At 68.2% G+C, this 21,451-nt stretch carries 19 protein-coding genes; 9 read left to right on the top strand and 10 right to left on the bottom strand.

All coding sequences use genetic code 11. From position 1 onward, the window contains the following. The first annotated feature begins 233 nt into the window (after nucleotides 1-233). Genes AOM07_RS05710 through AOM07_RS05690 form a run of 5 tightly spaced genes read left to right on the top strand, consistent with a single transcriptional unit; the run spans nucleotide 234 to nucleotide 6,638 of the window. Nucleotides 234-2,786: a hypothetical protein gene (locus tag AOM07_RS05710; protein WP_156171807.1), complete on the top strand. Its 2,553-nt coding sequence runs from the start codon at nucleotides 234-236 to the stop codon at nucleotides 2,784-2,786. Next, a complete protein-coding gene (locus tag AOM07_RS14665; protein WP_156171806.1) occupies nucleotides 2,783-3,424 on the top strand; it encodes a PIN domain-containing protein in 642 nt (213 codons plus the stop codon). Before AOM07_RS05710 ends, AOM07_RS14665 begins: the two co-directional genes overlap by 4 nt. Continuing rightward, nucleotides 3,421-4,980, top strand: coding sequence for a hypothetical protein (locus AOM07_RS05700; RefSeq protein ID WP_156171805.1), 1,560 nt, complete (start codon nucleotides 3,421-3,423; stop codon nucleotides 4,978-4,980). The genes AOM07_RS14665 and AOM07_RS05700 overlap by 4 nt, the downstream gene beginning before the upstream one ends. A gap of 30 nt (nucleotides 4,981-5,010) precedes the next feature. Beyond that, entirely contained in the window at nucleotides 5,011-5,706 is a 696-nt protein-coding gene (locus AOM07_RS05695; protein WP_062311816.1) for a vWA domain-containing protein, read from the top strand. After that, entirely contained in the window at nucleotides 5,685-6,638 is a 954-nt protein-coding gene (locus AOM07_RS05690; RefSeq protein ID WP_084830132.1) for a PP2C family serine/threonine-protein phosphatase, read from the top strand. Before AOM07_RS05695 ends, AOM07_RS05690 begins: the two co-directional genes overlap by 22 nt. Nucleotides 6,639-6,919: 281 nt before the next feature. Here the strand turns inward: AOM07_RS05690 and AOM07_RS15160 are convergent, their stop codons facing one another. Continuing rightward, on the bottom strand, nucleotides 6,920-7,054 hold the full coding sequence (locus tag AOM07_RS15160; RefSeq protein ID WP_267127778.1) for a hypothetical protein: 135 nt from the start codon (nucleotides 7,052-7,054) through the stop codon (nucleotides 6,920-6,922). 71 nt (nucleotides 7,055-7,125) lie between these two features. Here AOM07_RS15160 and AOM07_RS05685 point away from each other — a divergent pair, with 71 nt between their 5' ends. After that, nucleotides 7,126-7,566, top strand: coding sequence for a hypothetical protein (locus tag AOM07_RS05685; protein WP_062311814.1), 441 nt, complete (start codon nucleotides 7,126-7,128; stop codon nucleotides 7,564-7,566). A gap of 97 nt (nucleotides 7,567-7,663) precedes the next feature. Here AOM07_RS05685 and AOM07_RS05680 read toward each other — a convergent pair whose 3' ends face one another. From AOM07_RS05680 to AOM07_RS05660, 5 genes are all read right to left on the bottom strand, one after another. Beyond that, nucleotides 7,664-8,782 carry a class I SAM-dependent methyltransferase gene (locus AOM07_RS05680; protein ID WP_062311813.1) on the bottom strand — a complete coding sequence of 373 codons (1,119 nt, stop codon included), beginning with the start codon at nucleotides 8,780-8,782 and terminating at the stop codon, nucleotides 7,664-7,666. Between the two features lie 184 nt (nucleotides 8,783-8,966). Further along, nucleotides 8,967-9,437: a hypothetical protein gene (locus AOM07_RS05675; protein WP_062311812.1), complete on the bottom strand. Its 471-nt coding sequence runs from the start codon at nucleotides 9,435-9,437 to the stop codon at nucleotides 8,967-8,969. Nucleotides 9,438-9,780: 343 nt separating this feature from the next. Further along, a complete protein-coding gene (locus tag AOM07_RS05670; RefSeq protein ID WP_062311811.1) occupies nucleotides 9,781-9,996 on the bottom strand; it encodes a putative acetyltransferase in 216 nt (71 codons plus the stop codon). 4 nt (nucleotides 9,997-10,000) lie between these two features. Continuing rightward, entirely contained in the window at nucleotides 10,001-11,521 is a 1,521-nt protein-coding gene (locus tag AOM07_RS05665) for an SDR family NAD(P)-dependent oxidoreductase (RefSeq protein ID WP_062311810.1), read from the bottom strand. A gap of 80 nt (nucleotides 11,522-11,601) precedes the next feature. Next, nucleotides 11,602-12,447, bottom strand: coding sequence for a Sir2 family NAD-dependent protein deacetylase (locus tag AOM07_RS05660; RefSeq protein WP_228374385.1), 846 nt, complete (start codon nucleotides 12,445-12,447; stop codon nucleotides 11,602-11,604). A gap of 268 nt (nucleotides 12,448-12,715) precedes the next feature. On the opposite strand from AOM07_RS05660, the gene AOM07_RS05655 reads away from it, so the two are divergent. Together AOM07_RS05655 and AOM07_RS05650 are read left to right on the top strand one after the other, a co-directional pair. Beyond that, the gene (locus tag AOM07_RS05655) at nucleotides 12,716-12,925 is read left to right on the top strand and encodes a hypothetical protein (protein WP_062311808.1); all 210 of its coding nucleotides are present in this window, start codon (nucleotides 12,716-12,718) and stop codon (nucleotides 12,923-12,925) included. A gap of 241 nt (nucleotides 12,926-13,166) precedes the next feature. Next, the gene (locus AOM07_RS05650; protein ID WP_062311940.1) at nucleotides 13,167-13,526 is read left to right on the top strand and encodes a UBP-type zinc finger domain-containing protein; all 360 of its coding nucleotides are present in this window, start codon (nucleotides 13,167-13,169) and stop codon (nucleotides 13,524-13,526) included. Nucleotides 13,527-13,578: 52 nt separating this feature from the next. On the opposite strand, the gene AOM07_RS05645 is transcribed toward AOM07_RS05650, so the two are convergent. Further along, the gene (locus AOM07_RS05645) at nucleotides 13,579-15,240 is read right to left on the bottom strand and encodes an FAD-dependent oxidoreductase (protein ID WP_062311807.1); all 1,662 of its coding nucleotides are present in this window, start codon (nucleotides 15,238-15,240) and stop codon (nucleotides 13,579-13,581) included. Nucleotides 15,241-15,249: 9 nt separating this feature from the next. Next, nucleotides 15,250-17,631 carry a PAS domain S-box protein gene (locus tag AOM07_RS05640; RefSeq protein ID WP_084830131.1) on the bottom strand — a complete coding sequence of 794 codons (2,382 nt, stop codon included), beginning with the start codon at nucleotides 17,629-17,631 and terminating at the stop codon, nucleotides 15,250-15,252. A gap of 157 nt (nucleotides 17,632-17,788) precedes the next feature. Here AOM07_RS05640 and AOM07_RS05635 point away from each other — a divergent pair, with 157 nt between their 5' ends. Next, on the top strand, nucleotides 17,789-18,643 hold the full coding sequence (locus tag AOM07_RS05635; protein WP_062311805.1) for an alpha/beta hydrolase family protein: 855 nt from the start codon (nucleotides 17,789-17,791) through the stop codon (nucleotides 18,641-18,643). Nucleotides 18,644-18,650: 7 nt separating this feature from the next. Here AOM07_RS05635 and AOM07_RS05630 read toward each other — a convergent pair whose 3' ends face one another. Both AOM07_RS05630 and AOM07_RS05625 read right to left on the bottom strand, forming a co-directional pair. Then, nucleotides 18,651-19,616, bottom strand: coding sequence for a Cif family virulence factor (locus tag AOM07_RS05630; RefSeq protein ID WP_062311804.1), 966 nt, complete (start codon nucleotides 19,614-19,616; stop codon nucleotides 18,651-18,653). A gap of 415 nt (nucleotides 19,617-20,031) precedes the next feature. Next, the gene (locus AOM07_RS05625) at nucleotides 20,032-21,390 is read right to left on the bottom strand and encodes an acyltransferase family protein (protein WP_084830128.1); all 1,359 of its coding nucleotides are present in this window, start codon (nucleotides 21,388-21,390) and stop codon (nucleotides 20,032-20,034) included. Between the last annotated feature and the right edge of the window lie 61 nt (nucleotides 21,391-21,451).

Below are 21,451 nucleotides of genomic sequence, written 5' to 3'. Positions count from 1 at the left end.
GTCCATCGAGCCTTGTTCCCCCAGTCACGCGCAGAGTCTCCCAGAATCGGGCGCAGCAATGAAGTCACCTGGGTTTCTGTCCGCCCGCTGCCCCGCGCGGAACCGATCCCAAGACGGCTTTCGGCACCACGGCGGGTGAGGATCTGTGGAATTTCACACGCCGTTCCCGCACCTCGCGGGTTCTGTCAGATCTCGCTGGCATACTGGGCCCAAATTCCTACGCTGGGGGCGTCTTGGAGATCAACGAAGACAAAGTGCGCGGGCTTGCGACCACGGTCGAAGGCATCTTGACCGCGCGACGCAGACTCCTGCCGACGGTGCAGCGCGAAGCTGACGAGGCAGCGGACCGCCGGAGCGACGTGGAGCGACTCGTTTCGCTCCTTCGCGACCTCCGCGAAATGGAACGGGACCAGGCCGCGCTGCAGCGCATCGACGGTGCGTTGGACGATCTTGGCAACCTCCTCTCGTCATTTGAGGCCCGCGCTGAGACACTCAACGCGCTCAGTGTTCGGTTCAGTCGAGACACCGTGAACATCGGGGTCTCTGGGGAGGCACGTGTCGGCAAGTCGACGACACTTCAGAAATTCTCGGGCCTGACTGATACGCAGATTCCGACAGGAAAGGGACTTCCTGTAACCGCGGTCCGGTCGGAGATCTTCAACAGCGCTGACGAGCGCGCTGAAGTGGCGTTCCGCGACCCGAGCACGTTCATCGCCGAGTACATCCACCCCTTGCTGCAGCTCGTCAACCGGCATCTTGAAATGCCCATCGCGATCGACTCGCTGGCCGGCCTGCGCTCCGTCACGCTCCCCGACAAGCTCGGCGCGAACGTCGACTCGACGAGCACCGATAGCTTGAGCAGGCTTCTCGATGCGCAGCGAAGCATCGACACCTATGACGCACTCCTCACGGGAGGCGTCAGGCAAGTTGGGCTCGACGAGCTCCGGCGCTATGTCGCGTACCCGTCAAAGGACGAACTCGCTGCAGAGCAGGAGACGGGCAAGCCGTCCAACCGCGCGTACATTGCGGTCAAGTCGGTCAAGATCTTCTGCGGTTTTCCTCGGCTTGAGGGCGTGAAGATCGGCCTTGTCGACCTGCCTGGACTAGGTGAGATCGGCGCATCAGTCGCAGCCATGCACCTGCACGGGCTCGAAGACGGGGTCGACCAGATCTTCCCCATCATGCGCCCGACCGAGGCCGAGGGCTATGCCAAGCAGGGCATCGCCAGCAACATCGACCATCTCCGACGGATCCAGCCAGGGATCAAGCGACGTGGCGACCTCATCACCGCGGGCATCAACGTGACCGAGGGCCTCGGCGATTCGGTCGACACTCTCCGCGGCGACTTCGAGCGCAAGATCAACAGCGCGAGCTCGGATCGAATCGAGGTGCTCGAGTACTCTGCCATCGACGACTCGTCGGTCGCCGCCCTGTTCGGTGACCTTCTCGACCGCATCAGCACACGCCTCCCCGAGATGGACAACGAGGTGCTCGCTCACGCTCTGGCCAGTGCAGCCAATGAAGCGGACGTGCGTGAAACGCTCGAGGCGTTGAACCGTACGCTGACGGAACTGCTCCGCCTGATTCCGATCCCGGAGAGGATCCTTCTCCGGCAAATCGACCGGATCGCCAGCGATCTCATTCATGAGTACAACGCGTTCGAGAAGAAGCTAGACGACGAGGCTGACGAGCACAGCGATTGGTATGCGGCGTTCGATGCGGACGTCGATCGCATCCACCAAGAGTCTGCGGACTGTATCCAGGACGGATTCTTCATGGGCCGCGCCCAGTGGGAGTCAGCCGCCCGGGGCCAGAAGGACTACTACAACTGGTACCGCGACGAAGCGCGACGCGTACGCCGAGAGATCATCGCGAAGTACACAGGGCTTGACGTTTTCTATGACGACCAGGTCACGCAGTTCAAGAACGACATCATCCGCATCTTCCTCGACAACACGGGGCGACTCGCTCAGAAGCTTCATGTGTCAGCTGATGGTGACCCGAATTCCACGATCGACGGGCTCGCGTTCGAGTTCGCCGGCACCATCCAAGACGGAGACCTAGAGTCGGCTCTGGAGCTCCTGAAAGACGTCACGTTCAGCTTCCGCAATAACGTGTTCCTCCAGATCTCCAGCCATCTCAAGGAGCTCGCCAACCCGAGCGAGTCGTTCAAGCTAGTTCCAGGCTCGTCGAAGGAAGGCAAGGAGAACATTCGCGAAGTCCTGGGCGTGGTGGGCAACTACGAGCATCAACTCGGACGCCTCAACGACTACCTGACGCGGATCGCCACCGAGGCAAACGACGCGATCCGCGCGTCTCTCCTTCAGCATGACGACAGGTTCCACGAGTACCTGTCGGTCAGCATCTCCTTCTTCAACGACTTCCTCTACCGCAAGGACGAAGAGAACTTCAAGCACGTGGTGGTTCGCAGCCTCATCGCCGAGTACCGCGACTACATCCTGGCCGAGGACACAGGCGTCGCGATCGACAGCAGGAAGAAGGAACTGATCGATCAGATCAAGACCGCGATCCGTGATTTCAGCGGTGAGCCCGACGAGGCATCCCAGCCGGTGGCGTCTCCGGCGCGCGTGAAGGCTCCGCCCGCAGAAGCACCCGCGCCGTCCCCGAGGCTCAAGGCCCCAGTTTCGGCTCCGGCTCCGAAGCCGAAGCCGAAGCCTGCGGCGCCGCCCATCGAGCGCGTTGTGGAAGCGCCCGCGAGCGCACCTGTCGCGGGCAGCAAGATCGCGGGCTGGAACGTCGCACCGAATCCGCGAGGCGGCCAGTGAGGTCGCGGAGCACACTGATCTTCGTCGACACTTCGAGCCTTCTCGACTCATGCTGGAACGGCGACGAGCGTAGGGGCATCCCGATCACCTTCGACCACCTCAAGGAGCAAGCCTTCTGGGACGTGGAGCTCAGGAGCCTTTCGGCGCGAGGCCGTCTGGTACTGACAGCACGGAATCACGAAGAGCTGGTCAAGCACTCGAACTCGAGCCGCGATCCAGAACTGGCGGAGCGCGCACGGTACGTGCTCGCGAAGCTAGCACCACTGTTCAAGAGCGGAGCCGTCGAGGTTGTCGGTGACCAGAACGATCCCTTCGCCGATGCAGTCCTTCTGTCGGTGGCTCTGAAGTTCCGAACGCAGGCCAACCTCGTCTTCGTCACACAGGATCGGGCACTCGCGCGTGACCTCCTGAAGGTTGTGAGCTTCGAGTCCGTTCATCCACGCGGAGGGCAGACGATGGAGGTCTGCAGAGTTGCGCGGAGTGGTCGCGTCGAAGCGGTACGCAACCATGAGCGTCCTGCACAACGGAGCGACGACCGTACACGAAGCAGTATCCCCACGACGACGGAGTCTCGGGAGGCTGACAGGGCACCGGCGGCGAAGGCCTGGTGGCAACGAGCAAGGAGCGGTGAGCGGTGAGCACGACCATCCCCGAAACGCAACGGTTTGCCCGCACCACACGCCTGGCGCCAACTGGAAGACCTCTCAATCTGCAGGGCGAACTGCCGGGCGAACATGCGGCGAAGGGTGACCGCGTCCGAGCGCGAGTGGTCGCTGACGACGGCGACAAGCGTGCGCAGGTCGACCTCACGACAAAACTCGCCGAAGGGGGCGAGGGGTCTGTCTTTCGGACCAGTGTCGATGGCTATGTGGCAAAGATCTACAAGCGCGACAAGCTGACAAGTGATCGGCTCGACAAGCTTAAGGTCATGATCGCGCGACCGATCCGCCACGAGGGGATCTGCTTCCCTGAAGCCATCCTCTACAACACGGCGAATGAGTTCGTTGGATATCTCATGCCCGAGGCAAAGGGTGTCGAACTTAGTCGCTCGGTATTCGTGCCTCAACTCCTTCTCACCAAGTTTCCGCATTGGACTCGCAAGGACACGATCCAACTCTGTCTCACCATCCTCGACAAGGTCCGCTACCTGAACGACCGGCACGTGATTCTGGGGGATATCAACGCCGCGAACATCCTCGTGGTGTCTCCGTCTGAGGTGTATTTCGTTGACTGCGACAGCTACCAAGTCGAGGGCTACCCCTGTACGGTCGGAACGGCTCATTTCACGCCTCCCGAAGTTAGTGGCAAAGACTTTAAGACCTTCCTGCGCTCGCAGGAGATGGAGAACTTCGCCATCGCCACGCTGCTCTTCATGATCATGCTTCCGGGCAAGGCGCCATACTCTGCTGTGGGCGGCGGCACCCCAGTCGAGAACATTCGGACGGGCGCCTTTGCCTACGAAGGCGGAGACGACACCCTTCCCCCAGGGCGTTGGGGCTTCATCTGGAACCACACGACATTCAAGGTCCGTCGCGCGTTCTTTGAGACGTTCAAGCGTGGTCAGCAACATTTCCCACCGCCACGCCGCTATTCCGCCGCCGATTGGACCGCGCTGTTTTCCGCCTACCTGAGAAGCGCGGACAAGATGCTGCGCAACGATCCCATGGCGATGGACATCTTCCCGACACGGCGAAAGATGAAGAAGTGCAAGGCGGAGGGGTGCGATCGACCCTTCATTCCCACCGAGCAGAACCTCTACATCTTTTGCGACCAGCACCTCAAACGGCCCGCTAGGTCGGTGGGCTCGCGCCAGAGCACGACTCAGTTTTTGGGCGGGACGGGATACCGAGCGACGAACACGGCTGCCGTTCGGTGCAAGAACTCGAACTGCGGACGATCCTTCACGCCTTCACCTGGTCGCAAGGATGAGTACTGCAGTGACTGCTGGAAGAACATCGGCTGCAAGAAGTGCGGATACATTGCCGCCAAGTGGATGCATGACGAGAGAGGCGGTCTCTGTCGCCACTGTTATTCCGCGCGGGTGCCTGCATCGGCGCAGCCCCGGAGCGCTGGTTCCAAGGTGTCGACACCCGCCACGAAGAGTGGTGCCTCGTGGGGGCCGATCGCTGGATGGGGCGTCGGCATCGCCGCCGCAATTGCCATCATCTCGGCCATCGCATCCACTGGCAGATAGCTCGCTTCAACATCAAGAAAGGATTCTCCCATGGTCGCCGCCAACCTGATCGAACTCGACGATCTCGTCGACAACCCCACTGCGCGCGTTCCCATCATTCTCTGCCTGGACTGCTCAACCTCGATGCGGGGTGCTCGGATCAAGGAGCTCAACGCCGGCGTCGCCTCGTTCTACAAGGCGATTAGCAGCGATGAGATCGCTCGGTACTCGGCAGAGATCAGCATTGTCACGTTCGGTCCTGTGCAGAAGGAGACCGACTTCCAGACGGTTTCGACTCAGCCCCATGCTCCGAAGCTCACGGCGGCGGGCAATACGCCGCTGGGTGAAGCTGTGGAGCTCTCTCTTGACCTCCTGGAACGACGAAAGCAGGAGTACAAGGACAACGGAATTGACTACTATCAGCCGTGGCTCGTTCTCATGACGGACGGCGCACCGTTCGGGGGTTCGGCCGCAGTCTTGGCGGCTCAGGTCGCGCGAGTGCAGAGCCTCGCCGGGGCTGGCAAGCTTGCAGTGTTCCCGATCGGCATCGGTGACGATGCTGATATGTCGACGCTGAATAAGTTCACTCCAGGCGGTCGACCAGCCTTTAAGCTCCAGGGCCTCAATTTCCAGGCGTTCTTCTCGTGGCTTAGCGCATCTGTGTCGCGAGTGTCTCAGTCGACTCCAGGTGACGGCGTGGAACTCGACGCGGCGGGAATCCAGTCGTGGGCGACCTTCAAACTCTAGAAGCTGGCCGGGCTGGCCTGCGCTCGGGCGACGGTTGCGAGCCGCGTGATGCGAGTGATCCCGCCATTGCTAGTTCGTGGCGCTCCGCTTGGGCGCGACATCAGGGGCGATCCCACGCCGCGAGTGGTGTTCCGTGCCAGGACCAGGTGCTGGCGTCGACGTTCCCAAGTGGCACCACGGTCGGTGCACTCGCGGATGGCGCGGGGTCGGCACGTTGGTCGCACTACGGTGCTGAAGTTGCGCTCGGCGCAGCCGCACAACTGATCGAGCAGCAATTCGACCGCATCTTCAGGGCTACCAATAACCTTCAGACGATCCGAGTAGAGTTGATTGACCGGCTTCAGTCGGTGCTGGCGCAGTTTGCGGCAGGCGGTCTCGATGTGTCCGCAAGCGACCGTGACCGAATGGGCCTGCCACCGCATGACTCTGATCCTCGCTTGGCGTGTGAATTTCAAGAGCTGGCCTCGACGCTCCTGCTCGTGGCGGTCAAGGGTGAGCGCTTCGTCGCGCTGCACTTGGGTGACGGTGTTCTGGGCGTGCAAGCGCTCCTGCGCGGTGGGCTTGCTATCGCGCGGCCTCTCGGTCGACCGGACAATGGCGAGCACACGAATGAGACAACATTCGTCACTTCGACCAACGCCGCTGACGCTCTTCGCATCTACCGCGGTCGACTAGCGACGAAAGCGCAAACGATCTCAGGATTCATCCTCATGTCCGACGGGCCGGAGGCGTCGCTCTACCAGAAGCGCGCGGGGATGCTGGCGCCGGCGTGTTCCAAGCTCATCGAGGCTTGTCGCAGTCTGCCGAGCGATGTGATGCAGGTACAGCTCGAGGCTACGCTCCGGGACGTCATCGTGCCGCGGACCCATGACGACTGTTCGCTCGTTCTGATGGCTGCCCCGGACGCTGTCAGGGGAGACCCCGAAGGCTGACGAGGTCTTGGTTCGCGTGGAGTCCGTGAGCTTGTCGTGGCCGTGTCGTTGAGTCCAACTTGGGGGCGCGAACCCATCGAGAACCCATCAGATTCAACCGGGACCAACCGGAAGTGACCGGGTACAGTCGGAATGAGGGAGCCGCCACGCTCCCGAATAATCCGAGGGAATCTGCGAGATTCCAAGACGACCGTGAAGGACCGGAAATAGCCCGGTCCCTGCAAGGGGTCGCAGGTTCAAATCCTGTCAGCCCGACGTGGCGTGATGTGTCGGGACATCGTTTACAGATGTGTCGGGGCATCGTTGACAGAGGCCTTCCCTTCGGGGAGGGCCTCTTGTCGTTTCTTGGGGTGGTAGTCGCGGGTCTCGTCGAGGACGTGCTCGGCGATGATCCCGCCGGTGGTGCGGTCGATCACGCGGGTCCGGTGAACGGGGCACGTGCCGTTCGAGGTGACGCGCCCGCAGCAGCTGCGTCTACCGTGGTGGGGTGAGCACCGCCCAGCCCGACGACAACCCGCTCTGGATCGAGATCGAGGAGTTCCGCGAGCTCTACGCGGAGGACCCCACGGTCGCGGACGATGTCCACGGCGCCGTCGCGCGCTCGCATCCGGACCGGCCGGCTCTGGCGGATGCCGTGGTCGACTCGCTGGTGGCGGGCTTCGACATGCATGCGGACGAGGACGCGATCGAGGATGTCATCGAGGCTTGCGCCCGTCTGATCCCGCTGCTCAGCGCCCTCGAGATCCTCCGGGACTCGGGCGACCACGCCCTCGCGGACCTCCTCGAGTCCGCTCCCGCCAACGCCGGGCGGTGGCTCCACCAGGGGGGCTGGGCGATCCACAGACCCGACGGCGCTGAGGCGGCGTTCATGTTCGCGCGCTTGGACGCCGGTCGGGCGTGGGTGCTGCTGCTGTCCGATCAGACCTGAGTCCGAGCCGTGGCCCAGGCGAGGGGCACCGGATACACGCGGCGCGATCGCGTGGGCTCCCGTCGCCGCCATCCCGGAGCGACCGGTCGGGCACCGCTCAGCGACGTGTCGAGACGGTGACGGTGAACTTGGCGTTGCGTGCGACCTGCTCGGTGGGGCCGATCGCGCGCTCGAGCAGCGGCCGATACTTGAGCCCGGAGTTCCACACGCACCACAGCTGACCGCCGGGGCGCAGGACCCTGGCCACGTCCGCGAACATCCGCGGCGCGATGAGGTCGGTCACGGCAGCGGCCGAGTGGAACGGCGGGTTCAACGCGATGAAAGACGCGCTGGCGGGAGGCCTGGCGCCCAGCATGTCGTCCCGCACCACGGTCACGCGGTCCTCGATGCCGTTGGCGAGCATCGTCGCTTGTGCGGACGCGACGGCGACGGACGACTGATCGCACGAGTACACATGTGCGCCGGGATAGCGCGTCGCCATCCACGCGCCGATGATCCCTGTGCCGCAGGCCAGATCGATGAGGGGATCGTCCGGCGTCCCGCCGACCGGAGCGTCGGGAAGGTTCTCGAGCAGGAGGCGGGTGCCGATGTCGAGCCGCGCGCCCGCGAAGGCCCCGCCGTACGCTCGCACCTCGAGACCCTCGACCCGCGCGGCGGCGGGAGTGGGATCACGGCCATCCCGTGGCGCACGGGCGATCAGTACGCGTGATTTCTGCCGGGCATGGCTGATGTCCAGCTGCCCGAAGCTCTCGCTCAGCACCGTGTTCATCGACACCGACATGTGCTTGAGCTTCCCGCCCGCGACCACGGCCACGCCGGGGTCGGCGTGCGCGGCGATGAGGCCCGCGATGTCGCGCAGCGCGTCGAGGGTGCGGGGCAGGCGGAGCAGCACGACCCGCGCCCCGCGCACCAGTTCGGTGTCGAGGGGGAGTGCACGGAAGTTGCCGCTGATTCCCACGCGCGAGGCGTTGGCTTCGAGCGCGCGCTCACCGGTGATGGCGTCGATATGCGTACGTATCCCGCTCGCACCGGAATGCGCCGCCCCGAGGGTGAGCGCGCCGTAAGCGTCGTTGATCACCACGATGTCGCCTGGCAGGGCAGACCCGCGCAGCTCCGCGGACTCGTCCAGGATCAATCGATCTGCCGCGTCGACGGCGACAAGGCCGGGCGCCTCGACATCGGGCCAGCGCCGCAGCTCATCGAGGATCACGCTCACCGCGTCACATCACGCTCAACGTAGAGACCCGCGACTGCCCGGGGGCCGGAGACGCGAGGAGGGACGATGCGCGAGGAGGGGACAATCACGAAGAAAGCCTAGCCGCGGGTCACCAGGGGAGTCCCTGGTGGCGCAGTCGACGCGCATCGTCCCTCTCCGCCTCGGCGTCGCGGTTCGGACACGGTCAGTCGGCGACTCGCTCGTACGTCTGCTGGTCGTACGCCACGTCCCTCCGTGAGGCGATGACGTCCTCCCCGACGAGTTCGAAGGTCAGCAGCTCGCCGTCGAACGTCCATCTGTAGGTCGCGGGCACCTGGGGCGATCCTGCGTAGTCGTGAGTCATCTCCGTGTAGAGATCGCCGCGGATCCCATAGACACCCGCCACATCCGGGTCCCCTTCGACATAGTCGGACTCGAAGTAGTAGTAGTTCCCTTCGGCGTCGAAGACGAACACGTGGCCTGTGTTGTCGATGTTCTCGAATCGGCCGGTCGGGAAGTCACCCTGCTCGGTGCACTCCGTCGACCCGCAGCCAGCGAGAAGGATCGCCGTAGCGGCGATGCAGCCGACCGATCGTCGGGGGTGGCGCTGATCGCGACCGTCGTGGGCGCGCGGAACCGAATCGCGCATGGCCCTCACCTCCGGGTCTCGGACCATTCCCCTTCTTCACTCTAGCCGCCCTGATACGCCGGCGCGTGGGGCCGCAGCACTCCCGTCGGAGGCCCGTAGCCCACCGCGTCCGCGACCCGTCGGGAAGGCCTCGGCGTAGCCGTGCACGAGCCGCCGCATGTTGTCAGCCGGAGCCGAGCCTTTCGTCGAGCTCGCCGTCGCATCGCTTCTCGCCAGCATCGAGCATGCGCCCGACCGCCGCCGTGACCTGGATCGAACGGACCTGCCATCACCGTCGGCCCCAGGACCGTCTCGGCGGGTTGACCCCCGTCGAGTTCGAGACCACCATGAGGCCCGCCGTGAGACTCGCGGCCCAAGCCCCGCCGGTCACCTATCCGTTCACCACGCCCGATCCCGCTCGCGCCGGCGGCACCTCCTTCGCCGCGATGATGGTGTCGCCGACGATGTGCACGGTGCCGCGCCTGGTCTCCACCACCACCTCATCGGCGGTCACGCGCACGAGGTCACCCAGCGCATCGGTCGCCTGGCCCGTGGGCAGGAGGTAGCGCACGACCACCCTGTGACCCGGCGCGGGGAGGCGGATCATGCGTTCACCACTTCGACGGCGCGTAGTCCTTGAGGAACACCCCGAAGAGGTCCTCGCCCGCCTCGCCGCGCACCAGAGGGTCGTAGACCCGTGCGGCGCCGTCGACCAGGTCCAGGGGCGCGTGGAAGCCCTCCTCGGCGAGCCGCACCTTGGTGGGGTGGGGACGCTCGTCGGTGATCCACCCGGTGTCCACGGAGGTCATCAGGATCCGGTCGGATTCGAACATCTCGCGGGCGCTGGTGCGGGTGAGCATGTTGAGCGCCGCCTTGGCCATATTGGTGTGCGGATGGCCGGGGCCCTTGTAGCCCCGCTCGAACACGCCCTCCATCGCGGACACGTTCACCACGTAGGAGCGGCCGGTGGGCGATGCGGCGGTTGCGGCGGCCAGGGATGGGCGTAGGCGGTTGATCAGGATGAAGGGCGCGGTCGAGTTGCACAGCTGCACCTCGAGCAGCTCGAGCGGGGTGACCTCGCCGACCGCCTGCACCCACGAGTTGGTGTCGTGGGTGTCGGGTACCAGCCCGCCCGCGTCGATGGCCGTGCCGTCCGCGAGCCGCTCCAGCGACGAGGACCCCGGAGCCAGCGCCAGCTCGGTGAGCCGCTGCGCCTCGCGCGCGCCGGTCTCCGCCGCATGCGCCGAGGCGAGGAGCGGGTGAGCCGTCGCGGACGCCTCGATGCTCACGGGGTGCGCATCGTGGGTGCGACCCAACGTCAGCAGGCTCGGGCCGGAGCCCTCCGGCCAGAGGCCCGGCTCGAGCGGTGCGTTCTCGGCGTCCACGAGCGGCGCGTAGGCGCCAGGGGAGCGGCGCACCGTCTGAGCGGCGTTGTTGATGAGGATGTCGAGCGGTCCGTGCGCCGCGACCGAGTCGGCGAGCGCGACCACCTGGGCCGGGTCCCGGAGGTCGATGCCGACCACGGTGAGGCGCGACAGCCACTCGGGCGCATCGGGCATCGCCGCGAAGCGGCGCACCGCGTCACGGGGGAAGCGGGTGGTGAGCGTGAGGTCCGCGCCGTCGCGCAGGAGGCGCAGCGCGATGTGCATGCCAATCTTGGCCCGACCGCCGGTGAGCAGCGCGCGACGGCCGCGCAGGTCCGCACGTGCGTGGCGCTTGGCGTGGCCTGTCTCCGCACACGCGGGGCACAGCTGGTGGTAGAACGCGTCGACCTGCGTGTACTTCTGCTTGCAGATGTAGCACGGGCGCGCCTTGACGTAGTCGCCGACCGTCGGCGCGGCGGCGCGCGCGGTGAGGGTCAGCCCGCGCGTCTCGTCGTCGATCCGATCCGCCGCACCGGTCGCGGTCGCGGCGACGATGGCGGAGTCGGCGATGTTGATGGCGTTGCGGCGCTCGCGGCGACGCGCGCGCTTGACGGACTTGATCATGTTCGCGGTCGCGTTGCGCACGGCGGTGAAGTCGGGATCGTCCTCGTCCACGTCGCTCAGCGACGCCAGCACCCGCAGGGTGACCTCGAGGTCCGCGGGATCGACGACGTGCGGCAGGGATGCGGGGGCGGGGGTGTCGGGCACTCGGTCGATGGTACCGGCGGCACCGCCGGCGTGACCGACCGGTCGCGCCGCCTCGCCGTACCCGGATCGGTGCTGCCGGGCTATGCCAACGCGGTCGCGAGGGCCTCGAGGGTCTCGGTGGTGCCAGCGTCGATCTTGACGTCGGCACGGCCGTCGCCCTTGGTGGCGCCCCGATTGATGATCACGATCGGCGATCCGCGACGCCGAGCGCGCGACACGAGCCGGAGACCCGAGTTCACGGCGAGCGACGATCCCGCGACCAGGAGTGCATCGGCGCCGTCGACGACCTTCTCGGCAGCGCGCGTCCGCGCAGCGGGCACGAGCTCCCCGAAGAAGACCACGTCGGGCTTGAGGATCGCGTCGCACACGGTGCAGCCGGGGACCGTGACGTTCTCCCACGACTGCGGCGTGACGTCCCCGTCGGGTCCCAGCGTGACGCCGTCGGGGCGCGCGAGCGCCGGGTTGTCGCGCTCGAGCCGCCTGGCAACCAGTTCGCGAGGGAAGCGGGCGCCGCACGCGAGGCACGTCACGCCGCGCATGTCGCCGTGCAGCTCGACCACCTCGCGCGAGCCCGCCCGCAGGTGGAGCCCGTCCACGTTCTGAGTGACCAGGCCGGTGACCGTGCCGGCGGCCTCGAGCGCGGCGAGGGCGCGATGCCCCCGGTTCGGGCGCGTGGAGGAGAAGGACGTCCAGCCCAGGTGCGAGCCGACCCAGTAGCGTCGCCGCTTCGCCTCGTCGCCCGTGAACTCCTGGAAGGTCATGGGCGTGCGCCGAGGGGAACCGTCGCCGCGATAGTCGGGGATGCCGGAGTCGGTCGACACGCCGGCGCCGGTGAGGACCGCGATGCGGCGTCCCGCGAGAGCCTCGAGCGCGCGAGAGATCTGCGACGCCACGAGCTCAGAGCTCTCCGTTCCCACTGCTGCCACGTGGATCCTCCTGGCGGTCCATCGCATCGTGCCCTGCTGACGATGGTCGCATGCCTGCTGCGGCGCGGCGCCCCGGCGGTCCGTCTCGCGGTCCTCGCAGCCCCCGGCACGACCGCGCGGCGCGGCACTGCTGGTGAGGGTCCGTGGCATCGCGCGGGTGTTCGCTCAGAGCGAAAATCTGCCGCGACCGCATCCAGAACGCCGCCTCCGTCGGAAGTACAGGGTGAAGCGGTCGCACCGGGTGGCCGCCGATGGAAGGAGAAGCCCAATGAAGCGCATCATCGCCACCGGATTCATCACCGCTCTCGCCGTGGCCGGCTTCGCCGGCACCGCGAACGCCGCGCCCGCCGACGCCGCCTGCTTCGGCCAGATCCACAAGGCGGTCGACGTCGGCCCGCTGGTCCAGTCCTTCGACGACAAGGGTCAGGGCAAGAACGCGCTGGCGCGCGCCCTGGCCGCAGACGGATTCTGCGACTGACGCGCGTTCGCGCACCCTGGACTGCTGCGGCGGCTCGGACCCTCGGGTTCGAGCCGCCGTCAGCGGTGCGGGGGACAGATAGCGAGACCCGGCGCGATGCTCGCCGTCCCGCCGTGTCAGCCCGCCGCCTCAGGAAGGACGTGACTGGCTACGCTCGTCATGAGCGGTCCGCCCGGCTCCGCGCCTGCGGGGTGGACGCCCACGTGTGCTGCCGTGGTCGACGCTCGATGAGGAGGATGCGATGCCGTCCGGAGCAGATGATGCCTTCGACACCACCGTGCCGCCGAGCGGCCCCGGTTGCCTCGAGTGCGAGCAGACCGGAGGCTGGTGGTGGCACCTGCGGCGATGCGCCCGATGCGGTCATGTCGGGTGCTGCGACGGATCGCTGAGCACCCACGCCCGCCGGCACGCCGCCGCGACGGGCCACCCCGTGGTCCAGAGCTACGAGCCGGGGGAGGACTGGTGCTGGGACTACCCGGGCGAGACCTTCCTCGAGGGACCGCCGCTCACCGAGCCCACGAGCCACCCGGAGGATCAGCCAGCGCCCGGGCCCGCGGGTCGCGTACCGGAGGACTGGCGGGACATCCTCGCGCGACGATAGCGCCGATGCGGTCACGGCCCGGCCCCGGCGGCCGCGCCGGGAGCGCACCCTCCTATACGGTCTCGAGGTACCGGTGCACCGCGCTCACCGCGACCGAGCCCTGGCCCACCGCGGAGGCGACGCGCCTGACCACGTCGTGCCGCACGTCGCCCGCGGCGAAGATGCCCGGGACGCTCGACTCCATCAGCAGCGGGTCGCGCTGCAGGTGCCAGCCGCGCGGACGCCTGCCGCCCGCGACCAGGTCCTGTCCGGTCAGGACGAAGCCCGCGGAGTCCAGCTCGACGAGGTCCGCGACCAGATCCGACCTGGCGACCGCGCCCACGAAGATGAAGATCGCGTCGGCCGGCATTGTCGTGCTCTCGCCGGCCCCACGGTCCGCGAGGGTCACGGTCTCGAGACGCGCGTCGCCGGTGACGGCGGTGATCTCCGTGCTCGGCCTCACCGCGATGCTTGGCGTGCGCTCGATCTGGTCGATCAGGTACTGGGACATGCTGTGGCGGAGCGAGTCCTTGCGCACCAGGATGGTGACGCTGCGCGCGAATCTCGACAGGAACAGCGCGCCCTGCCCGGCGGAGTTCGCGCCCCCGACGACGAGCACGTCGCGGTCGCGGTAGTTCGACGCCTCCGACGTGGCCGCGCCGTAGTAGACCGATGCGCCGAGCAGCGGTTCGAGCCCAGGGACGTCGAGGGTCCGGAGGGTGACCCCGGTCGCGATCAGCAGCGCATGACAGCGAAGCTCGCTGCCGTCGTCGAGCGTGACGATGCGGTACGGCCCTTCCAGCCGCACCCCGGTGACCTCTTGCGCGACCAGCAGCTCCGCGCCGAGCCGCCTCGCCTGGGTCGCGGCGCGCCTCGCGAGGTCCGCACCCCCGATGCCCTGGGGGAATCCCAGATAGTTCTCGATGCGTGCGCTCGTCCCCGCCTGCCCTCCCGGGACCTCCCGCTCGACCACCACCGTGCGCAGTCCCTCGGAGGCTCCGTACACCGCGGCCGCGAGGCCCGCGGGGCCGGCGCCGATGACGATGAGGTCGTAGAACGGCTTGAGCGCCGGCGTCCGCAGCCCCACCTTGTCGGCCAGCACGTGGAGGTCGGGGTCCTCGAGCAGGGTCCCGTCGGGGAAGAAGAGCACGGGGACCACGCTCCGGTTCCCGGTGGACGCCTCGACCAGGGCGCGCGCCTCGTCGTCCTTCTCGATGTCGAGCCACTGGTACGGGATCTGTCCCCGCGCGAGGAACTCCTTCACCGCGTGCGAGCGAGGCGACCACAGCGTGCCCGCCACCCTGATGCCGTCGTAGGGCACCGGGACGTGCGCGGCCCAGCCATCCAGCAGGTCGTCGAGGACGGGGTAGAGCTGCTCCTCGGGAGGATCCCACGGCTTCATCAGGTAGTAGTCGAGGGCGACCTCGTTGATGCTGGCGATCGCGGCGTTGGTGTCGGCGTACGCCGTCAGCAGCACCCGCTTCGCGTCGGGGTAGAAGGTGATGGCCTCGGTGAGCAGCTCCACGCCGCTCATCCCCGGCATCCGCTGGTCCACCACGAACAGGGCGACCGCGTTGCCGCGCCGCTTGAACTCCTGGACCGCCTCGAGGGCCTCCTGCCCGGACAGCGCCTTCACGATGCGGTAGTCGCCGCGGTAGCGCTCCTGGAGGTCGCGCGCGACGGCGTTCAGGACGTGCGGCTCGTCGTCGACGGCGAGGATGATCGGCTTGGCCATGGTGGACCCCTAGCGCTCCGGCGACGTGTAGTCGACCGGGAGCCTGACCTCGAAGCAGGTCTGGCCCGGGTGCGAGGTGACGTCGATCTCGCCGTGATGCTTCTGCACGACGATGGACCTCGAGATGTTGAGACCCAGGCCGGTTCCCTCGCCGGGGCCCTTCGTGGTGAAGAACGGGTCGAAGATCTGCGACCTCACCTCGCGGGGGATCACGGGGCCGTCGTTCTCGATCTGCACCACCACCCACGGGTCGCGGTGGAACGCTCGTACGACGATCCGTCCCTCGCCGTCCATGGCGTCGACGGCGTTGTCGACGATGTTGGTCCACACCTGGTTGAGCTCGCTCGCGAAGGCCTGGATCCGGGGAAGGTCCTCCTCGTACTCCCGCACCACGGTCACGCCCTTCTTGAGCTTGTTCTGCAGGATGATCAGGGTGTTGTCGAGGCCCTCGCGGACGTCGGTCTCCCGCACCGGTGCCTGGTCCATGTACGTGTACGTCTTCAGCGCCTTCACCAGCTCGACGATGCGGCTCGTCCCCTCCGCGATCTCGGAGAAGAGGGAGTGGATGGTGTAGGTGAAGCCGACCCACTCCACCACGATCGGCATCGCCGCATCGTCGAAGAGGGAGCGGAGGCGCTCCAGGTCCTCGGTGGTGAACCCGAGGCTGACGAGGGACGCGGCCACGTCGCCGGCCACCTCGCCGTCGAGCTCATCGAGCCACTCCTCGAGCTGCTCCTCGCGATCGCTGCGCGTGACGGCGTTGAGCTCCGCCGGACGCAGCGCCCGGTCGACGATGAGCGTGTCGAGCCGATCGATCTCCGCGTGCTGGGGAGCGGTCAGGCCGACGGCGCACAGCCGCCGGTGGATCTGGTCGAGCCGCGTGAAGGCCGAACGGAGCTGGGCCGCTCCGCGCTGCGCGGACGCCGCGGGATTGTTGATCTCATGCGCCATCCCGGCGCTGAGCTTGCCCAGCGAGGCCATCTTCTCCTGGATCACCAGCTGGTCCTGCATCTCGTTCAACCGGGCCAGGGTCTCGACCAGCGCATCGTTCTTTCGCCCGAGCTCCTCGGTGCGCTCGCGCAGCTCGGCCTCGCTGGTGCGCAGCGCGTCCTCGGCGCGCTTGCGTTCGCGGATGTCGCGGATGATGCCCGTGTAGTAGCGCGTGTCCCGCACCGTCCAGGTCGACAGCGACAGCTCGATCGGCAGCTCCTCGCCCGAGCGGTGGATCGCGGCGAGCTCGACGGTCTTGCCGATCACATGCGCCTCGCCGGTCGCCGTGAAGCGTGCCATGCCCGCGCGATGCGCCTCGTGGAAGCGTGGCGGGATGATCATCTCGAGGCGGTGCCCGACCACCTCGTCCTCCGTGTAGCCGAGGATCCTGGTGGCGGCCTTGTTCCAGCTGATGATCTCGCCCGAGTGGTCCGCGGAGATGATCGCGTCGATCGCCGACTCGGTCACGGACCGGAACTTCTCCTCGGCCTGCTTGCGCTCGCTGATGTCGCGGATGATGCCGGTGTAGTAGCGCGAGTCGTCGAGGAACCAGGTCGCGAGCGACAGCTCCACCGGGAACTCGGTGCCGTTCGCCCGCAGCCCGGAGAGCTCGACCGTCTTGCCGATCACATGGGTCTCGCCGCCGCCCGAGACGCGGTCCACGCCGGTACGGTGCTGCTGCCGGTAGGTCGGCGGGATGATGAGCTCGAGCGGGCGTCCGATCACCTCGTCCTCGGTGTAGCCGAACAGCGCCGCCGCGGCCGTGTTCCACGACCGGATGCGTCCGCGGGCGTCCGCCGAGATGATCGCGTCGATGGCCGACTCCATCACGGACCTGAACTTCGCCTCCGACTCGCGCAGCGCCATGCGCACCTTCGACACGGTGACCTGGCGCTCCACCCGCGCGAGCACCTCTCGGGGGTCGAAGGGTCGGCTGATCAGGTCGTCGCCCGCCTCGAGGCCGAGCGCGCGCGAGGTGGGGTCGTCCGCGTTGGCGATGAGGATGACGGGGGTGTCCTGCGTGCGGGGGTTCGCCTTGAGGTCCCGGATGAACGTGGACGGGTGGACGCCCGAGATGCTCGGATCGACCATGACGAGGTCGGGGGCGACACGCATGACGGCGTCGATCGCGAAGGCGCTGCCGGCCGCGGTGGTGACCGCGTAGCCGCCCGCCTCGACCACCTCCTGCAGCTCCGCGGCGCAGGCGGGATCGTCTCCGATGATGAGGATCAGGCCGGTGTCGGGGATGGCGGCGCTCCTCGCTGGAACGGCGCGGCGTCGCGCGGATTTCTCTTCAACGTACGGGCGCCCTGGCAGACCGTCAAAAGATGCGCGCCGACCGGGCCCGTGACGGGTGAGAGCTCGCCGCGGTCGGACCGTCCAGTCGCCCCGCTCCGGCATGGCGCGCGTTCCGATGGAGCGGCGTACTTCAGGGAGTGCTCACGCGCGTCCGTGTCGGACGCATGCCACCGCCCACCAGGTCCCGCCGGACAGGCGAGCCGAGGTCCCCGGTGCAAGGATGGAGGTGGGGGAGTCCGCCGGCGGTAGGAGGTGGACGATGCGTCCGATGTCCGCGGGGGCGATGATCGCCGCCGTCGTGTGCGCCGCGGGTTGCTCGGCGCAGGATGCCGGGTCGACGTGTCCCTCCGAGGGCTGCGAGCTGACGGAGGCCCGCACCCTCGCCTACACCGAGCCGGCCTCCGTGCTGCGTGAGATGTCGGTCATCGCTCCGACACTCGACGGTTCCTGGCCTGTGGTGATCCTCGCCCACGGCACGTCGCAGCACCGGTCGGCCGTGAGCGACTGGGCGACCGGCATCGCCGCCGAGGGCGCCCTCACCTACAACGTGGCGTGGCCGAGCGGTGGAGGCGCGGCCGAGGCGAGCGCGCAGAACCTCGCGTGTGCGGTCAGCGTCGCGGTCGACGACGCGGAGGCTCACGGCGGCGACACGTCGCGGGTCGTCTTCGTCGGCCACTCGCTCGGCGCCGCGATCGGTGCCGCGGCCGCCCTGGGGGGAGGCGGGCATCTCGACGAGTGCGCGGTCCCCGAGGGGGACGACGCCCTGCCGGACGCGTTCGTCGGCTACGAGGGACCCTACGACCACGCCACCGTCGACTACACGAACGACCGCGCTCCCCTGGATCCGCCGGGAGACGCCGCCGCGGATCCCTACGCCCAGATCGGCGGCAATCCCGACCTGGTGCTGCGCCTGCTCCACGGCGACGCCGAGGACTTCTCCTGGTTCGACGTGCCGCTGAGCGTCTCGGAGGATTTCGCGGCCGCGCTGCGGGAGGCGGGCTACGACGCCGAGGTCGTCGTCGTCGAGGGCGGCGAGCACATCGAGATCTGGGAGGACACCCCGCCGCAGCGGGCGGTGGTCGCCCAGGTGGGTGAGTTGCTCGCCGATCTCTGAGGGGCGTTCAGAGCCCCAGGGCGTCGTCGAGCGCCTCCCGCGTGGCGTTGTCGAGCACGTGCTGCGCGTCGTCGAGCTCCACCACGATCAGGCCCAGGCCCGTGTCGACCAGCAGGTCCCCGGCGCCGTCCTCCGAGAACATGAAGACCGGCGCCCATTGCAGGAGGCACGGACCGCTGCGCCCGGGGTTGAGCGTGGTGCCGTCCGCGTCCGTGAGCGCGTACGTGCCGTCGTCGAGGTCGACGCTCAGCGTCAGCCCGGTCGTGAACAGGAGCTCGTGCGTGGCTCGCGTCTGCTCGCTGGTCGGAGCCCATGTCGGGTCGGTCGCGAAGAGCGCCATCACCGCGTCCAGGTCGTGCGCGTCGAAGGCCGCGACGTAGGCCTCGATGACCGCGTCCTGCGCGTCGGTGTACGCCTCGTCGGTCCAGTCGCAGCCGTCGCAGTCCCAGAACGCGAGGGCGTCCTCATCGTCGCCCTGGTAGGCGGCCACGAGGTCGCGCGGGATCTCGGCGCCCGAGAGGATGCCGTCGCCGTAGTACGACGTCGACAGGTCGAACATCCACACGTTCATGTCCCACGTGCGGACGACGTCGCCGTAGTCCGTCGCGGTCAGCTCGCACGCGTCGAAGTCGGCGTCGAGCGTGAGCCCGGTGGCCAGCGCGGCCTCGTACTTGCAGGCCATATGCCCCTCGTAGGTGCCCGTGAGCATACCCGTGAGCGCGTCGGCATCGCCCCGGTTCCAGGCCTCGACGTACTCGTCGATGGCGGTGCGACCGGCGTTGTCCTCGGTCGCGCATGGCCATCCGGTGTCGCTCGACATCGTCGCCCAGGGCACGCTCTCAACTGTCGTCGCCGCCGTCCCGGTCGTCGCGTCCGACGTGCCGGTCTCGGTGGCCGCCGTGCATCCCGCGAGCGTCACCGCGAGGGCCGCCAGCATCGTGAGCGCCAGGCGCGTGTTCATCCGGCCGCTCATCGCGGCCTCCTCTCCGTCGCCGCCACGTCGCGGCGACACCCCGGCCCGGCGGCGCGGCGCCGCCTGGGGGAGCGCTGGGGAGGGAGGCGCGGCCTGCCCCCTCGGTGCCTGACCGGAAGTGTCCGGGGCCGTCCTCGGAGGGGCATCGTGCGCGCTGCTCTTCACTTCGATCGTAGTCCCGCACCCCGGGTCTCGCCCCGCCGTGCCGCGCCGGTCCGGCGGGGCGACCATGGAGGAGGACGCGCCGCCGGCAGGGGGTGGCCGATGCGTGAGATGACGGCGGGAGCCATGATCGCCGCAACGCTGTGCGCGGCCGGCTGCAGCGCAGAGGCACCAGGTGACACCTGCCCCGGCTCTGGCTGCGAGCTGCTCGACCGCCTCTGAGACACGGCGGCGGGACGCGGCGGGCGGCCCGTCACGGCCGCCGTGAGAGGTGTGCCACCGCGAGCCGCGACAGCACGATCGCCGCGGCGGTGAGGGCGGCCGCCGCCCACACGTTCATGGGAAGCACCGCCACGTGTCCCACGTAGCCGCTCACCACGCCCCGGAAGCCCACCACCGCGAACCCCAGCGTGCCCACGATCGCGCACACGACCGCACCTGCCGCGATCGTCGCCCTCCGCCACGACGGGCCCGCCAGCGTGCCGCGGGGTGGGGGCCGGTCGAAGCGCCTCCACGCGACCACGAGCATCGCGACCAGCCCCAGGAACGCGGGCAGCATCGCGAGCTTGGCCCACCAGAACGATGCGACGGTCGGGTCGCCCGCGAGATCGACGCCCGCCCCCCACAGGGCGGCGTGCACCGCGACGAGCGCCGTGAAGTGCCACAGGAACGCCGTCATCGCGACCGCGCCGCCGGCCACCACGAACGTCCATACCCGGCGCCGCTCGAGCAGCCGCCGGGCCGGTGCGCGGAGCAGCAGGGCGAGGCCCGCCTGGGCGCACGCGAAGGCCAGGAGGGCGACGGTCGGCGGGGCGAGGTTCGACAGCGGTTCGCCGTCGTACGACACCATCGACCAGCCGTAGGGGCCCCACGTCGTCAGGGCGAGCAGGGCGGCGGCGCCCAGCCCGAGCATCGTCCCCCCGAGCCGTCGGGAACCGAGGCGATCCGCGACGCCGTCCGCATAGAAGAAGCCCAGCTGGTGGACGGCGAGCCAGACGAACGCGAAGTTGAGCCACCTCACGCCGTCGATCCCGGCCGCGAGCCGGACCACGTCGACCGCGACCGCGGCGCCGGCGAGGCACGCGAGCGCGCCCGGTCCCCAGCGGTCATGCGCGGACAGCAGCGCCGGAGCGAGCCCCGCCGCAATGAGGTAGATCCCGATGAACCACAGCAGCTGTCCGGAGATCTGCAGCATCGGCGCCGTGGCGGGCGAGTTGGGCCAGAGGAGCTCGATCGCGGCTCCGAGCGCCATCCACGCCCCGACGAACACTGCGGTGGGCATGAGCAGCCGGCCGATGCGCGCCTGCACGAAGTCTGCGTAGCCGCCGCCGCGCGCCCGCAGCGACCGCCACGCGGTCGCGTGGGCGAAGCCGCCGACGACGAAGAAGAGCGGCATCACCTGGAACACGAGCGTGAGCGGGCGCGTCCACGCGGCCGCCTCGAGCACGTTGCCGATGTCGACCGTCCCGGTGCCGTGGTCGAGCACCACCGCGGCCATGCCGAAGTGCCCCAGCACCACCCCGAGCAGCGACCCCACGCGCAGCAGGTCGACGTAGCGGTCGCGCGTGCTCGGCGTCGCCGCGACCGCCTCCGACACGGTCAGATCCCCCATGGCGCGATGCTAGCGAGGGCCTGTCGGCGCGGGGCGGCGATCGAGCGGCGGCACGGAACGC

Source organism: Demequina rhizosphaerae (genome assembly GCF_000971255.1).
Taxonomy (GTDB): domain Bacteria; phylum Actinomycetota; class Actinomycetes; order Actinomycetales; family Demequinaceae; genus Demequina; species Demequina rhizosphaerae.
This window is presented reverse-complemented; position numbering and strand designations above follow the sequence as displayed.

What these genes read in the sequence shown, in the direction of transcription:
- AOM07_RS05695 (WP_062311816.1), top strand. Translation starts at nt 5,011, where the DNA reads ATGGTCGCCGCCAACCTGATCGAACTCGACGATCTCGTCGACAACCCC.
- AOM07_RS05675 (WP_062311812.1), bottom strand. Translation starts at nt 9,437, where the DNA reads ATGGTCCGAGACCCGGAGGTGAGGGCCATGCGCGATTCGGTTCCGCGC.
- AOM07_RS05670 (WP_062311811.1), bottom strand. Translation starts at nt 9,996, where the DNA reads ATGATCCGCCTCCCCGCGCCGGGTCACAGGGTGGTCGTGCGCTACCTC.
- AOM07_RS05655 (WP_062311808.1), top strand. Translation starts at nt 12,716, where the DNA reads ATGAAGCGCATCATCGCCACCGGATTCATCACCGCTCTCGCCGTGGCC.
- AOM07_RS05650 (WP_062311940.1), top strand. Translation starts at nt 13,167, where the DNA reads ATGCCGTCCGGAGCAGATGATGCCTTCGACACCACCGTGCCGCCGAGC.
- AOM07_RS05645 (WP_062311807.1), bottom strand. Translation starts at nt 15,240, where the DNA reads ATGGCCAAGCCGATCATCCTCGCCGTCGACGACGAGCCGCACGTCCTG.
- AOM07_RS05640 (WP_084830131.1), bottom strand. Translation starts at nt 17,631, where the DNA reads ATGCCGGAGCGGGGCGACTGGACGGTCCGACCGCGGCGAGCTCTCACC.
- AOM07_RS05635 (WP_062311805.1), top strand. Translation starts at nt 17,789, where the DNA reads ATGCGTCCGATGTCCGCGGGGGCGATGATCGCCGCCGTCGTGTGCGCC.
- AOM07_RS05630 (WP_062311804.1), bottom strand. Translation starts at nt 19,616, where the DNA reads ATGAGCGGCCGGATGAACACGCGCCTGGCGCTCACGATGCTGGCGGCC.
- AOM07_RS05625 (WP_084830128.1), bottom strand. Translation starts at nt 21,390, where the DNA reads ATGGGGGATCTGACCGTGTCGGAGGCGGTCGCGGCGACGCCGAGCACG.